This is a genomic window from Amycolatopsis sp. NPDC004378, assembly GCF_053602455.1.
Window position 1 is genome coordinate 890,868 of record NZ_JBSGDR010000001.1, and the last position, 14,223, is coordinate 905,090.

Genomic DNA, 14,223 nt, shown 5'->3' on the forward strand with positions numbered 1-14,223 from the left:
GCACGGACTCGGCGCGCCTCGCACGTCAAGCCGACGCGCCGTTCTAACGTGGGCACCCACAACGGTGAAGCATCGGGGAAGGCGAACAATGCGCACGCTTCGAGTGGTCGGGTTGCACGAGGACGGTAAGTCCATCGTGTGCGAAGACCCGGCGAGCCGTACGCGTTTCCTCCTCCCGGCCGATGAGAGACTGCGCGCGGCGGCGCGGGGGGACATCACCCGCCTCGGCCAGATCGAAATCGAGTTGGAGAGCCAGATGCGGCCACGCGAGATCCAGCAGCGCATCCGCGCCGGCGAGTCCGTCGAGCAGGTGGCGAGCAGCGCCGGCGTCTCGGTGCAGCGCGTCGAGCGGTACGCCTACCCCGTGCTCCTCGAGCGGTCGCGCACCGCCGAGCTCGCGCAGAGCGCCCACCCCGTCCGCGAGGACGGGCCCGACGTCCAGACGCTCGGCGAGGTCGTCGCGTACGGCTTCGGCGTCCGCGGGCACGACTACTCGCAGGCCACCTGGGACTCGTGGAAGGGCGACGACGGCCGCTGGGTCGTCGTGCTGCGGTGGAAGGCCGGCCGCTCCGACAACCGCGCGCACTGGGCGTTCTCGCCGGGCGCGCACGGCGGCACGGTGACGGCGCTGGACGAGAACGCCGAGGTCCTCCTCGACCCGAACGCCTACCGCGCACCCCGCACGGTCCGCGCCCTCGACCCGGCCCGCGACGCGGAGTTCCAGCCGACGCTGGACTCGGTGCCGCCGGAGCACGCGGAGCTGCCGCCGGCCGAGCCGGACCCGGACGACGACACCCGCGAGATCCCCCGCGTCCCGGCGGACCCGGAGGAAGACACCGCGGCCGAGCAGCCGCGGCCGAAGGCCAAGAAGAACCACCCGATCGTGCCGTCCTGGGAGGACGTGCTGCTCGGGGTCCGTTCCCAGCGCGGCTAGTCCACCAGCGCGGCGAGCGTCTTCGGGGCGACCTGGCGGTAGGCCTCGCGCACGATCCGGTCGACCTCGGCCCAGTCGAGGTCGACGTCCAGCCGGACGCCCAGCCACCCGCGGTGCCCGACGTACGCGGGCCGGAAGAACCGCTCCGGCTCGGTGCGCACCAGCTCCTCCTGCGCACCGGGCGGCGCCGGGCACCAGAAGGCGAGCCGGCCGTCGCCGTGGTGGTCGTCGGCGAACATCACGAACGTCTTCTTGCCGCGCACGAACCACGCCGGCGACCCGTGGCTGAGCCGTTCGGTCGCTTCGGGCAGGGCCAGGCACAACTTCCGCAACGCGTCGAGCTGCTCCATCCCGTCAGGCTACGATGTCACGCTGAGGGAGGGATCGATCATGCGGTGTGACGACGGATGATCGCGACGGCCGGCAACACCTTGTACGTCCGGCTGGGCGAGCTGCGGTTCCGCGTGTTCACCGGCACGCCGGTCGTCGAGGTCGCACCCGCGCGGTGGGGCCTGGATCCGATCGTCGTCCGGCAGGCCGCGTTCTCGCGCCGGTACCGCGAAATCCCGGCCGCCCAGGCGGGGACCCTGCGGTTCGAGTTCGCGCCCGGCCTCTTCCCGCGGCACTTCGACCGCGGGCCGGGCACGGACGCCGACCGCGGCCGGCTGGCGAAGCTGCTCATCGGGCAGGACCAGTTCTGGGCGAGCTCGCGACGGCTGCGGCTCGGCCGTGCCGACGTCGGCGCGGTCGCGGCGGCCGCCGGGCTGGCCGTCGTCGCCGAGGTGGCCGACTCGACCGACCGGCTCTGGCTGCTGCGCCGTCCCACGCTGCCCGCCGAAGAGCTGCGGCCGCGCACCCACGGGCCGCGCTTCGGCTTCGCCGCTGTCCAAGGCCTGGTCGCGTTCGTCGCGCTGCTGGCCGTAGTCGCCGGGACCTGGTTCGCGAGCACCTCCGAGCACAAGTGGCCGCTCCTGCTGGTCCCGGTCGGCGTGGTCGTCCCGCTCGGCGCGATCTTTGTCGTCCGCGCCGTCGCCGGCCGGTCACCCCGGATGCCGTGGCTCGACGAGGAGTTCACCGGCGGGTGGCAGGTCGTCGTGCCGCCACCGCCGTCGGTTTCCACCGAACTGCTCGGCGAAGTCGCTTCGCTGTACGGCTACTTCTACGCCGGCCAGTACTCCGCCGGCCGCACCAGCACGAACCTCCTCTTCACGAAGACCCGCCCCGGCTTGACGTTCGGCACGCCGGCGCCGGTGCCGCCGCCCGTCTTCGAGCCCCCGGCCGAGTCGCCCGGGCGGGAGCAGTGGCTGCGGAACAGCCTCGACGGCCAGGACGAGCTGTGGGTCAGCGTCCGGCACGCGAAACTGCCGCCCGCCCGGATCGCCGAGATCGCCGGCACCGAGGGGCTGGTCCCCGTCGCGGAGTTCGCCGACGTCACCGACCACATCCTCGTGCTGCGCCGCCCGTCGGCACCGCGGCCGGCGACTGTGCGGAAGTTCCGGATGTCCTTCGCCGGCTTCATCGCCCCGGCGGTGTGGGCCCTGCTGTGCTTCGGCGGTGGCGGGCTGACGGCCGCGCTCACCGGCGAGGACCGGCTCTTCGAGATCGGCTTCGGCCTGACCGTCCTCGGCGTGCCGCCGCTGCTGTGGGTGCTGCGGATCTTCCCCCGCTCGACGCGCGTCGGCTGGCTTGCGAAGGAGTTCACCGGCAAGCCCGGCGTCACGTTCTTCTCGGGCCAGTTCGACGTCTCACCGGACCTGGTGCGCCAGATCGCCGGCTACCACGGCTACTTCTTCGGCGGCCAGACCGCCACGCGGGCGCAGGGCGCGCTCGTCACGTACGTCCGGCGCCCCTAGAAGGCGATCACCAGCACGCCGATCCACGCGATCACGACGCCGCCCGCCGCGCCGTACGCGGCCCAGCGCAGGATCGGCGTGCGGCGGATCAGCCACAGCGAAGGCGTGATCCCGGCCGTCACGACGACCGAGGCGACCAGGGCGAGCCAGCCGCTCGTCTCGCGGGCCAGCGTCGACGCCAGTGCCAGCATGGCCACCACGACCACGGCCGCGATGAACGCCGAGACCGTCAGGCCGGTCAGCCACGGCGTCGGTTCCCCGGGCGGGCCCGGCGGGCCGAGCACCGTCCGCACGAACCGGCGCCCGGGTTCGTCGGCGCGCGGGGGCGGCTCGACGACGGTGTCGGCGCCGGTCACCGGGTCCACGAACCGCACCGTCGTGCCCATCACCGACGCGAGCCGGCCGGCCAGCTGACGTCCGCGTTGCGAGACGACGGTGGCCGCCTCGGCGCCGGAATCGGCCGCGACCGCCGACGCCACGCGGGCCCATTCGTGCAGCGCCTGCGCCAGGTCGGCGCCGATCGCGAGCTTGTACGGGTCGACCTCGCGCGCGTGTTCCCCTCCGGGTCCGGCCAGCACGGCACGATCACCGCGGATCCGCAGCTCCATGGGGTCCCTTCACCGGCCGACTCCCCGAACACTTAGAGGCACTTTAGTCACCCGGGGCCAGTTCGTAGAAGGCGACAGCGGCGGCCGTCGCGATGTTGAGGGAGTCGACACCCGCCGGCATGGGTATCCGCACCGCGTGATCAGCCGCCGCGAGCGCCGTTTCGGTCAGTCCGGGACCTTCGGCGCCGAACAGCAGGGCCACCCGGCCGGGCGCGTGCTTCCTGAGTTCGCGCAGCGGGATCGAGCCCGGGCGCGGGGTGAACGCCGCGACGGCGAACCCGCGCGCCCGCAGGCCGTCGAGGCCGCCCGGCCACTCTGGAAGGTGCCCGAACGGCACGCGCAGGACGTGCCCCATCGATACGCGAACGCTGCGCCGGTACAGCGGGTCGGAGCAACCGGGGCCGAGCAGCACGCCGCCGACGCCGAGCGCGGCGGCGTTGCGGAAGAGGGCGCCGAGGTTTTCGTGGTCCCCCACCCCCTCCAGCACGGCGATCGTGGCCGCGTTCTCGACGACTTCGGAAACCGTGAGGGGCTCGGGACGGTCGGCGACGGCGAGGATCCCGCGGTTGAGGTGGAACCCGACGACGTCGGCCATCGTCTCCGCGGAAGCGACGTACCGGGGCACGTCGAGGCCCTCGAGTTCGCCCGCCAGTTCGGCGAACCGCCGCTCCACGCCCAGCAACGCCCGTACCGGGTAACGGGACGTGAGCAGCCGGGACACCACGACGGTGCCCTCGGCGATGACGAGTCCCTTGCCGCCCGGGCGGTCCGGGCGGCGGTCCGCAGTGGACAGGTCCCGGAAGTCGTCCACGCGGGGGTCGCCGCGGTCGTCGATGTGGATCACTCCCATCCGCCCAGTCTGTCATCCGCTTGCCGGGCGCCGCACTGGTCCGATCGTCCCGCGAACCTTGGTACGAACGGGTTCATTTTGCTGTCGGTTAACTCGTCGTGACGGAGAGCACCAGTTTGGCCGCTAGCCCGGCATCAGCGGCTGTGTAACGGTTGTCCGCCGGGACCTGAAACACGTCCTAGTTCCACGACGACGCAAAGCAGGGATGGTCATGGGGATGGACCTCGCGGCTCAACCGTTCAACACGCTCGACCGGGGACGGTACCGCCGCAAGGTGCAGCGTTGCCTGGACACGTTGGCCCGCATGCTCACGGACGGCAGTTTTTCGTTCCCCCGCAAGAACATCGGCCTCGAGGTCGAGCTGAACCTGGTCGACCGCGAGCTGCGCCCGTCGATGACGAACACGGCCGTGCTGGAGGCGCTCGACGACCCGTCGTTCACCACGGAGCTGGGCCAGCACAACATCGAGCTGAACGTGCCGCCGCGGCCGCTGGCCGGCGATTCGGCCCTCCACCTCGAAGACGACCTGCGCGCGTACCTCGGCACGGCGGCGGCGAAGGCCCGTGACACCGGGTCGATGCTGGCGATGATCGGCATCCTGCCGACGTTGAAGCACGAGCACTTCGACCAGAAGTGGCTCACCAACAAGGCGCGCTACGCGACGCTGAACGACCAGATCTTCGCCGCCCGCGGCGAACGCACGGTGCTCGCCATGGAAGGCGCGGCCCTGCCGGGCCAGCAACCGGAACGCCTGCGCAGCTACGCCGAATCCATCCTGCCCGAGGCCGCGTGCACGAGCGTGCAGCTGCACTTGCAAGTGGCGCCGGAAGAGTTCGCCGCGCACTGGAACGCGGCGCAGTGCCTGGCCGGCCCGCAGATCGCGCTCGCGTCGAACTCGCCCTTCCTGCTGGGCAAGGCGTTGTGGCACGAGACGCGGATCCCGTTGTTCCTGCAGGCGACCGACACCCGGCCCGAAGAGCTGAAGAACCAGGGCGTGCGGCCGCGGGTGTGGTTCGGCGAGCGCTGGATCACGTCGATCTTCGACCTGTTCGAGGAGAACGTCCGCTACTTCCCCGGCCTGCTCCCGGAAACCGACGCCGAGGACCCGATCGAGGCGCTCGACGCGGGCCAGGCCCCGAAGCTCACCGAACTGCGCATGCACAACGGCACCATCTGGCGGTGGAACCGGCCGGTGTACGACGTCGTCGACGGCCTGCCGCACCTGCGCGTGGAGAACCGGGTGCTGCCGGCCGGGCCGACGGTCGTCGACACGGTGGCGAACGCGGCGTTCTTCTACGGCGCCCAGCGCGCGCTCGCCGAGGCGGAACGCCCGGTGTGGAGCCAGATGTCGTTCCAGGCGGCCGAGGAGAACCTCTACGCGGGCGCGCGCCGCGGGTTCGAGGCGCAGCTGTACTGGCCGGGCATCGGCTGGATCCCGCCGGACGAGCTGGCGCTGCGCGTGCTGCTCCCGCTCGCCCACGAAGGACTGCGCCGATCCGACGTCTCCGACGAAGCGCGGGAGCGCTACCTGGGGATCATCGAGCGCCGCTGCCTCGCGCGGCGGACCGGGGCGACCTGGCAGCGCGACTTCGTCGTGCGCGCGCAGGAACGCGGGCTGGACCGCGAAGAGGCGCTGCACCGGATGCTCGGGCGGTACCTGGAGCTGTCGGAAGCGGGCGAGCCGGTGCACACCTGGCCGCTGGCGGACTGACCGCTAACCTGGACCGATGCCGAAGATCCTCGGTGAGTCGCTGGAGGCGCACCGGCGCGAGGTGCGCGCGCGGGTCTTCGACGTCCTGCGCACCCAGCTCTACGAACGCGGTTTCGACGCGATCACGCTCGCCGGGGTCGCGTCGGCGGCCGGGGTGGGCCGGACCGCGCTGTACAACCACTTCCCCGACAAGGAAAGCCTGCTCGTCGCGTTCGTCGAGGACGAAGCGGCCCAGTACGTCACGCGGCTGACCGAAGCCGTCGAAGCGCAGACCGACCCGGCCGACCAGCTGGCCACGTTCGTCCGGCTGCAGCTGCGCGTGCTGGCCGAGTACCACATGCCGCCGGGCACGGCGCTCGCGTCGGCGCTGGCGCCCGCCGCGTACCGCCGGATCAGCGCCCACGCCGACCCGATCACCGACCGGCTGCGCGCGATCCTCGCCGGCGGCGTCGACCTGGGGCGCTGGCCGGCCGAGGACCCGGACGTCCTGATCCCGATGATCACCGCCGCGCTGGGCAACCGGACGCTGGTCGACGGGCCGCCCGAGCAGCTGGAAGACGTCGTCGAGGCCGCCGTTCGCTTCGTGCTCCGGGCGGTGGGAGCCTCGATTTAGGGTAGCCTAAGCCGAACTTGTGCCCTACGATCTTTCTGACAGCGTGTCAGATCGATCGCCGGGAGGCCTGCCCATGTCGGTGACCACGGACGCCCGCCCGTTCTCGGCGACGCTGCGCGCGTCGACGCTCGAGGTGCACGAGAAGGCGAACTACTCGGAGTACATGCGCGCCCTGCTGGGCGGCGAGCTGTCCCAGGAGGGCTACGCCCAGCTGGCGATCCAGTACTACTACGTCTACGGCGCGATCGAAGCGGCGAGCGACGCGATGGCCGGTCACCCGGTCGGGGGCGAGTTCGTCTTCGACGAGCTGCGGCGGCTGCCCAACCTCGAGCGCGACCTGACCCACCTGGTCGGCCCGGACTGGCGCACGACGATCTCACCGCTGGCCTCGACGCAGGCGTACGCCGAGCGGATCCGCGAAGCGGCTTCGTGGGCGGGCGGGTACGTGGCGCACCACTACACGCGCTACCTCGGCGACATCGCGGGCGGCCAGGCCATCCGCCGCCTGCTGGAGCGCCAGTACGACGTCGCCGAGGCGGGCGCGCTGTTCTACCACTTCGACGGGATCGGCAGCGCGCCCCGCTTCCGCGACCAGTACCGCGCGAAGCTGGACAACGCGCCGTGGGACGAAGCCGAGCGCGCCCGGGTCATCGACGAGACGCTGGTGGCGTTCGAATGCAACGTCGCCGTCTTCGCCGAGCTGGCCACGCGGCTGGACGAGTTCCGTGCCTGATCTCACAGCCCGTTGACCTCCAGTTAAGTCCAGGTAGCAGGCTCGGTTTCGGGCGGCGGACCCTCGGGTACGCCACTCACGAGCCGGTCATCCCAGGCGGTGATCACGATGCGCCCCCGCTCGCCGCGGAGGGGCGTGTGCTACTAGGTTCGGTACCGGAAACTTGTGTCGAAGACAGAAGGAGGGCCAATGGCCCGCTACGAGCTGCCCGATCTCGACTACGACTACGGCGCCCTCGCGCCGCACATCTCCGGCGAGATCAACGAGCTGCACCACAGCAAGCACCACGCGACCTACGTCAAGGGCGCGAACGACACGCTCGACAAGCTCGAAGCCGCCCGCGAAGCGAACGACTTCGGCTCGATCGTCGGCCTGGAGACCACGCTGGCCTTCAACCTGGCCGGCCACGCCAACCACGTCGTGTGGTGGAAGATCCTGTCGCCGGAAGGCGGCGACAAGCCGACCGGCGAGCTGGCCGCGGCGATCGACGAGGCGTTCGGCTCCTTCGACAAGTTCAAGGCGCAGTTCACCGCCGTCTCGACGACGATCCAGGGCAACGGCTGGGGCGCGCTGTCCTGGGACCCGATCGGCAAGACGCTGATCACCCAGCAGCTGCGCGACCACCACAACAACCTGATCCTGCCGACCGTGCCGATCCTGCTGGTCGACGTCTGGGAGCACGCGTTCTACCTGGACTACAAGAACGTGAAGCCGGACTACGTCAAGGCCCTGTGGAACATCTTCAACTGGGCGGAGATCTCCAAGCGCTTCGACAACGCCGTCGCCGGCGGCAACGGCCTGCTGCTGGGCTGAGCCCGTCCGGGAACGGGGTCCTCCTGCACGGGAGGGCCCCGTTTTTCGTCGTCGGCTGAATTCGCTTGACCTCGAGTGCGGTCGAGGTGTTTGGCTGGACGCATGGACGTCGACGCGTATCTGGACCGGCTGGGGGTGCGGCGGCCCGCCGCGGCCGACCTCGCGACCCTGCGCCACCTGCAGGAGCGGCACCTGGCCACGGTGCCGTTCGAAAACCTGAGCATCCACCTGGGCGAGCCGATCGAGCTTCGCGAAGACGCGTTGGCCGACAAGATCGTGCGCCGGCGCCGGGGTGGCTTCTGCTACGAGCTCAACGGACTCTTCGCGGCACTGCTGCGCGAACTCGGGTACCCGGCCTCGCTGCACGCCGCGCAGGTGTACCGCCCGGACGGCACGCTCGGCCCGCCCCTGGACCACGCGGCGATCGTCGTCACCCTGGACGAACCCTGGCTGGTCGACGTCGGCTTCGGCCGGTTCTCCCGGCACCCGCTGCGGCTCACCGGCGTGGACGCCCAGCTCGACCCGGACGGCGAGTTCCTCGTCCTGGACGCGCCCCACGGCGACCTGGACGTCGTGCTGGACGGCAAGCCGCAGTACCGCCTGGAGCGCCGCCCGCGCCCGCTCGCCGACTTCGTCCCGATGGCGTGGTGGCAGGCGACGTCCCCGGAGTCGCACTTCACGAAGTCGCTGACGTGCTCACGCCCGACGTCCCAGGGCCGCGTGACGCTGTCGGGCAGCAAGCTGATCGAGACGGTCGACGGCGTGCGCAACGAGGTCCTGCTGCCGACCGAAGCCGCGATCCGGGCGGCCTACCGCGTCTACTTCGGCCTCCCGCTGTCGCGGCTGCCCACGCCACCGGGTGAGAGTCCCTTGACGAGCGGGGCGCTCAGCCCGACACTCCCCTGAAGTGAACGAAGCCCCGGCCTGGGGTTCCCAGGGCCGGGGCTCCGTCCGTTCCCGAACTGACTGCCGCTCCCACCACGAAGCGGACATGTATGAGGTTAGCCTAACCTCACCTCACGGGCAAGACCCTCCTCACGGAGACCCCGATCTCACTCTTTCGAGTGGCTTCAGCTGTGCGAAACCGCCGGATTCTGTCGGTGCGTGGCGCTACGGTCACTCCGTGAACACGAGGGGGATGTACCCACCGAAGAAAGACCACACGGTGCTGATCGCGCTGTCCGTGCTGGCCGCGGTGAGCCTGCTGTCCACGGCGGCCTGGTTCTTCACGCGGGACTCGCCGGAGCCGGCCCCGCTGCGGCTGCCGGTCTTCTGGCCGTCCCCGGGCGGCGAGCAGGTCCGGCGGGTGCCGATGCCGACCGGAGAGATGGCCGTGGCGCTGCCGAACCGGACGAGCGGCCACGTGCTCTGCGGCGCGGTGCCCGAGCCGACGTGGTCGAGCGTGCTGGGCGGTCCGGTGCTGCGAGAGGTCGACCAGAACGGCCAGTGCCACGTCGTCTCGGCCACCCTCGACGTCTCGGCCACCCTGTGGTCCGACCCGGTGCCTGCGCCTCGTCCGGCCCCCGAGCCGGTGACGGTCGCCGGCCGCGCGGGCACCGTGAGCCCGTACGGCTCCGGCGCGGTCCTCACCGTCCGGCTGAGCGACTCCGCCGAGCAGTGGACGCGCTCGAACCTCCATGTGACCGTGAACCAGGTGGCGGGCGACCGGGCCGAACACGACTACCGCGGGATGGCGCTGTCCCTGGCCGGCACGATGGTCGGCGCGATCACCACGCCGGGACCGGCCCTGCCGGCCACCGGCGAGAACCGCGAGATGACCCCGCCACCCGGCACGGGCATCACCGACGCGCCTTACCCGTTCATCACCTGGCAGCTGTGCACGCAGCTGTCCAAGGCCCTGGGCGTCCCCCTGGACCAGCTGAAACCCGGTGCGTTCGGGTCGTGCGAACGCGAGAACGACGGCACGACCGTCTCGCTCACCTACAACGACGAAGGCAAGAACGCCTTCCCCGACCGGCTCGCGGGGCGCCCCGCCCACGCCGACGGGGCGGGCAACACCGTGGAGATCCGGCTCCTCGACGACTCGCGGCAGATCCTCGAGGTGTCCTGGATCGACCCCGCCAAGCCCGCCGACGCCCTGCGCGACCTGGCCGAGAAGGTGGTGCCGCCGCTACTCGGCCGTTAGACCTTCGCCCGCTTCAGCACGCGAAGCCCGAACCCGCGCTGAACCGGCCACGACACCCCACCCCGCCGGATCAGCACGACCGCACAGACCACCGCGGCGACGGCCGAAACCGCGCCCCCGATGTAGAAGGGAGACCGCCCGCCGAAGGCGTCCGCCATCCAGCCGACCATCGGCCCGCCGATCGGGTTGCCGCCGATGAGGACCAGCACGTACAGGCCCATCACGCGGCCCCGCATCTCGGGGCTGACCGACGTCTGCACCAGCGCGTTCGCCGTGTTGAGGAAGGTCATCGTGGCGAAGCCGAGCGGGATCAGGCCGAGGCCGAACGTCAGGTACGTCGGCATGAACGCCGTGATCAGCTCGAACACGCCGAGGAAGAACGCCGACACCAGCATCAGCCGGACGCGCGGGCGCCCCTTCGTGCCCCGGCGGGCGGACATCACCGCGCCGGTGAAGGTGCCGACCGCGACCAGCGTCGAGAGGAGCCCGTAGCCGTCGGCCGCCGTGTGGAAGACGTTCGCCGCGACGATCGGGAGCGAGCTGAAGTACGTGATGCCGAACGTGCTGACGAACAGCACCAGCACCATGACGGTCATCAGGTCCGAGCGACGCCGGACGTAGCGCAGGCCCTCGGCCAGCTGCCCCTTCTCGCGCGGGACCGCCGCGACGCGGAACAGCTTGTCCGGGTTCATCAGCACCAGCCCGGTGATCACCGCGACCGTGCTGAGCGCGTTCGCGATGAACAGCCAGCCCGTGCCGATCCAGGTGATCGCGAACCCGGCGATCGCCGGGCCGACGATCCGCGCCATGTTGAAGATCGACGAGTTCAGCGCGACGGCGTTGGCGACCTGGTCGCGGCCCACCATCTCGGCGACGAACGACTGCCGCGTCGGCACTTCGAGCGCCGCCGTCACGCCGAGCGTGAAGCACAGGACGTAGACCTGCCACAGCGCGACGATCCCGCTCAGGTCGAGCACGCCGAGGATCACCGCCTGGGTGCAGGCGATGGCCTGGATCCAGGTGAGCAGCCGCCGCTTGTCGACCCGGTCGGCGAGGACGCCGGCCCACAGCGAGAGGAAAAGCGTCGGCGCGAACTGCAGCGCGACCGCGATCCCGAGCGCGATCGGGTTGTTGCCGCTGAGGGTGAACACCAGCCAGTCCTGGGCGATGCGCTGCATCCAGGTGCCGATGTTCGAGATGACCTGGCCGGTGAAGAACAGCCGGTAGTTGCGGACCCGCAGCGAGGCGAACATGCTGCCGCGCTTCGAAGGGGAGGGCGGCGAGGCAGACGGCGGTGAAGCCGTTTCCCGGGTAGCAGTGGTTTGGATCGAACGCTTCGTGTCGCTACCCGTGGCCGTCACCGTGGTTAGTTCCCCGCCATCCTGTCGATTATTTCGGCGGCTTTCGAGAGCACTTCGAGCTCGTCGTCGCCGAGTTCCGCCAATTGCCGGTCCAGCCAGGCCTCCCGCACGGAGATGGCCTTCTGCACGTAGGCCAGTCCGCTCTCGGACAGCTCGACGATGGCCTGCCGGCCATCGGTCGGGTGCGGGCGCCGCTCGACGAACCCCATCTCCTCGAGCGCGGCGATCACCCTCGTCATCGAGGGCGGCTGGACGCCTTCCTTCGCGGCGAGCTGCCCCGGGGTCAGCGCGCCGCACTTGTGCAGGGTGGACAGCGCGGCGACCTGGGTCAGCGTGAGGTCGTCCCCGACGCGCTGTGCCCGCAGCCGGCGGTTGAGCCGGACCACCGCGAGACGCAGACGGCTCGCCAAGGAGCGTTCGTGCGTGTCGCCGGACATATAGTTAGCATACCTTACGAAACTTCAGGCGAACGGGTGATCTCCGTCAACCGCAACCTGGGACACCTCCAGGCGTCCTCTCACGGAGAAACCTGGGGGTTCGATGAACAAGAAGCTGGTGGGCTCGGCCGTGGTCGGCGCGGCGGTCCTGGCGATCGTGGCGGCGCAGCTCCTGAGCGGCGGCGAGGACGCCCCCGCGGCCGCGCCGACCACCACGACGCTCCCGTACCAGCAGACGAAGGAGATCTACGACTTCCCCGCCGAGCCCGGCAGCGAGACCGGCGGCTGGGACTTCGAGATCCCGGTCCCGACCGGCTGGGCCGTCGCCCACGACAAGGACCGCGCGACCTACCGCAGCGGGGAGCTCGTCCTGGAGACCGACCGCGTGCCGATCACGCAGGAGGACACGCTGAGTGCCCTGCAAGCCATCGCGAACGCGAGCCCCCACCCGGGCACCGTCGCGAAGCACGCGGACGTCGGCTACCGGGAGGCCGCCGAATGGGACTACACCTACGTCCGCGACGGCGTGGTCCGGCAGGCGAACCTGGTGGGCGTCGGCGCGGGCGACGTGCTGATCACCATCCGCTACGAAGCTCCCCAGCCGGACTTCCTCGGCCACCTGAACGTGCTGGCGGAAGCCCTCGAGGTCAGCAGCGCCGGCTGATCACTTGAACGCCGCCTGGATCGGCCCGACCGCGAAGTAGGCGATGAAGGCCAGCGCGATCACCCACATCAGCGGGTGCACCTGGCGGGCCTTGCCGGTCGCCGCGCGGATCACGACGTAGCTGACGAAGCCGGCGCCGATGCCGTTGGCGATCGAGTACGTGAACGGCATGACGACGATGGTCAGGAACGCCGGCAACGCGATCGAGTAGTCCGTGAAGTCGATGTCGCGGACCTGCGACATCAGCATCGCGCCGACCACGACGAGCGCCGGCGCGGCCGCCTCGACCGGCACCACCTGGTAGAGCGGCGTCAGGAACATCGCGGCGATGAACAGCACGCCGGTGACGATGTTGGCCAGGCCGGTCCGCGCGCCCTCGGCGATACCGGAGGCCGACTCGACGAACACCGTGTTCGAGCTGGCGGAGCCGAAACCACCGGCCGCGCCCGCGAGGCCCTCGACGAACAGCGCCTTGCCGACGTTGGGCAGCTGGCCGTCCTCCGGCAGCAGGTCGGCCTCCTTCGCGAGGCCGGTCATGGTGCCCATCGCGTCGAAGAAGTCGGCCAGCACCAGCGTGAACACCAGCAGGCAGACGGTGATGATCGGCAGCCGCGTCCAGGCGCCGAACGAGACGTCGCCGACCAGCGACAGGTTCGGCAGGCCGACGACCTGGTCCGGCAGCGCCGGGTAGCCGAGGTTCCAGCCCTTCGGGTTCGTGCCCTGCGACGGCCCGGCCTTGACGATCGCCTCGACGACGATCGCCAGCACGGTCGAGGAGAGGACGCCGATCAGGATCGCGCCCTTGACCTTGCGCACGACCAGGATGCCGGTGATCAGGAGGCCGACGACGAACACCGCGGTCGGCCAGGACGCGATCGAGCCGTTGATGCCCAGGCCCACCGGGACCGTCGTGTGCGCGGCGTCCGGCAGGCGCCGGACGAACCCGGCGTCGACCAGCCCGATCAGGCAGATGAACACCCCGATGCCGACGGCGATCGCGGACTTCAGCGCGGCCGGCACGGCGCGGAACACCGCGGTCCGGAAGCCGGTGAGCACGAGCAGCACGATGATGACGCCCTCGATGACGACCAGGCCCATCGCTTCGGGCCAGGTCATCTGCGGGGCGATGGTGACCGCGACCAGGCTGTTGATGCCCAGGCCGGTGGCGATCGCGAACGGGTAGTTCGCGACCAGGCCCATCAGGATCGTCATGACGCCGGCGACCAGCGCCGTCACCGCGGCGACCTGCGGCACCGGCAGGATGCCGCCGAGCAGGTCCTTGTGCGCGCCCGCGTCGTCGGCCGAGAAACTGCCGATGATCAGCGGGTTCAGCACCACGATGTAGGCCATCGTGACGAACGTGACCAGGCCGCCGCGCAGCTCGCGCGGCACGGTCGAACCCCGTTCGGTGATCTTGAAGAACCGGTCCAGTGTGGACGTCCCGGTACGGGTCGTCTCCTGCTCCGCCATTCGCCTGCCCATTCTGTCGCTGCTGCGGAG

At 70.8% G+C, this 14,223-nt stretch carries 15 protein-coding genes; 9 read left to right on the plus strand and 6 right to left on the minus strand.

Annotated features, from left to right (window positions below):
- Window positions 1-88 precede the first annotated feature (88 nt).
- Window positions 89-934 (plus strand): septation protein SepH, encoded by an 846-nt coding sequence (gene sepH, locus ACWEN0_RS04385; protein WP_451968824.1) that lies wholly within the window; start codon window positions 89-91, stop codon window positions 932-934.
- Here sepH and ACWEN0_RS04390 read toward each other — a convergent pair.
- A complete protein-coding gene (locus ACWEN0_RS04390; protein WP_451968826.1) occupies window positions 931-1,284 on the minus strand; it encodes an MmcQ/YjbR family DNA-binding protein in 354 nt (117 codons plus the stop codon). The genes sepH and ACWEN0_RS04390 overlap by 4 nt on opposite strands.
- A gap of 57 nt (window positions 1,285-1,341) precedes the next feature.
- Between ACWEN0_RS04390 and ACWEN0_RS04395 the strand changes: the two genes are divergently transcribed.
- A complete protein-coding gene (locus ACWEN0_RS04395; RefSeq protein ID WP_451968828.1) occupies window positions 1,342-2,787 on the plus strand; it encodes a hypothetical protein in 1,446 nt (481 codons plus the stop codon).
- Here ACWEN0_RS04395 and ACWEN0_RS04400 read toward each other — a convergent pair.
- Complete coding sequence (locus ACWEN0_RS04400) at window positions 2,784-3,395, minus strand: DUF2537 domain-containing protein (protein ID WP_451968830.1); 612 nt, start codon at window positions 3,393-3,395, stop codon at window positions 2,784-2,786. The genes ACWEN0_RS04395 and ACWEN0_RS04400 overlap by 4 nt on opposite strands.
- Before the next feature lie 43 nt (window positions 3,396-3,438).
- Window positions 3,439-4,245: a TrmH family RNA methyltransferase gene (locus ACWEN0_RS04405; RefSeq protein WP_451968832.1), complete on the minus strand. Its 807-nt coding sequence runs from the start codon at window positions 4,243-4,245 to the stop codon at window positions 3,439-3,441.
- Window positions 4,246-4,456: 211 nt separating this feature from the next.
- On the opposite strand from ACWEN0_RS04405, the gene ACWEN0_RS04410 reads away from it, so the two are divergent.
- From ACWEN0_RS04410 to ACWEN0_RS04435, 6 genes are all read left to right on the plus strand, one after another.
- Window positions 4,457-5,956, plus strand: a complete 1,500-nt coding sequence (locus ACWEN0_RS04410; RefSeq protein WP_451968834.1) for a glutamate--cysteine ligase — start codon at window positions 4,457-4,459, stop codon at window positions 5,954-5,956.
- A 16-nt stretch (window positions 5,957-5,972) separates the two neighbouring features.
- Complete coding sequence (locus ACWEN0_RS04415) at window positions 5,973-6,569, plus strand: TetR/AcrR family transcriptional regulator (RefSeq protein WP_451968836.1); 597 nt, start codon at window positions 5,973-5,975, stop codon at window positions 6,567-6,569.
- Window positions 6,570-6,642: 73 nt separating this feature from the next.
- A complete protein-coding gene (locus ACWEN0_RS04420) occupies window positions 6,643-7,302 on the plus strand; it encodes a biliverdin-producing heme oxygenase (RefSeq protein ID WP_451968839.1) in 660 nt (219 codons plus the stop codon).
- A gap of 189 nt (window positions 7,303-7,491) precedes the next feature.
- The gene (locus tag ACWEN0_RS04425) at window positions 7,492-8,115 is read left to right on the plus strand and encodes a superoxide dismutase (RefSeq protein WP_003088226.1); all 624 of its coding nucleotides are present in this window, start codon (window positions 7,492-7,494) and stop codon (window positions 8,113-8,115) included.
- 102 nt (window positions 8,116-8,217) lie between these two features.
- On the plus strand, window positions 8,218-9,021 hold the full coding sequence (locus ACWEN0_RS04430; protein ID WP_451968841.1) for an arylamine N-acetyltransferase family protein: 804 nt from the start codon (window positions 8,218-8,220) through the stop codon (window positions 9,019-9,021).
- A 217-nt stretch (window positions 9,022-9,238) separates the two neighbouring features.
- Window positions 9,239-10,261 carry a hypothetical protein gene (locus tag ACWEN0_RS04435; protein ID WP_451968843.1) on the plus strand — a complete coding sequence of 341 codons (1,023 nt, stop codon included), beginning with the start codon at window positions 9,239-9,241 and terminating at the stop codon, window positions 10,259-10,261.
- On the opposite strand, the gene ACWEN0_RS04440 is transcribed toward ACWEN0_RS04435, so the two are convergent.
- Together ACWEN0_RS04440 and ACWEN0_RS04445 are read right to left on the minus strand one after the other, a co-directional pair.
- Window positions 10,258-11,514 (minus strand): MFS transporter, encoded by a 1,257-nt coding sequence (locus ACWEN0_RS04440; protein ID WP_451968845.1) that lies wholly within the window; start codon window positions 11,512-11,514, stop codon window positions 10,258-10,260. The genes ACWEN0_RS04435 and ACWEN0_RS04440 overlap by 4 nt on opposite strands.
- A 113-nt stretch (window positions 11,515-11,627) precedes the next feature.
- Window positions 11,628-12,059, minus strand: a complete 432-nt coding sequence (locus ACWEN0_RS04445; protein ID WP_451968846.1) for a MarR family winged helix-turn-helix transcriptional regulator — start codon at window positions 12,057-12,059, stop codon at window positions 11,628-11,630.
- A 103-nt stretch (window positions 12,060-12,162) separates the two neighbouring features.
- Here ACWEN0_RS04445 and ACWEN0_RS04450 point away from each other — a divergent pair, with 103 nt between their 5' ends.
- On the plus strand, window positions 12,163-12,723 hold the full coding sequence (locus ACWEN0_RS04450; protein WP_451968847.1) for a hypothetical protein: 561 nt from the start codon (window positions 12,163-12,165) through the stop codon (window positions 12,721-12,723).
- On the opposite strand, the gene ACWEN0_RS04455 is transcribed toward ACWEN0_RS04450, so the two are convergent.
- The gene (locus ACWEN0_RS04455; protein WP_451969859.1) at window positions 12,724-14,193 is read right to left on the minus strand and encodes an NCS2 family permease; all 1,470 of its coding nucleotides are present in this window, start codon (window positions 14,191-14,193) and stop codon (window positions 12,724-12,726) included.
- Window positions 14,194-14,223: the final 30 nt, after the last annotated feature.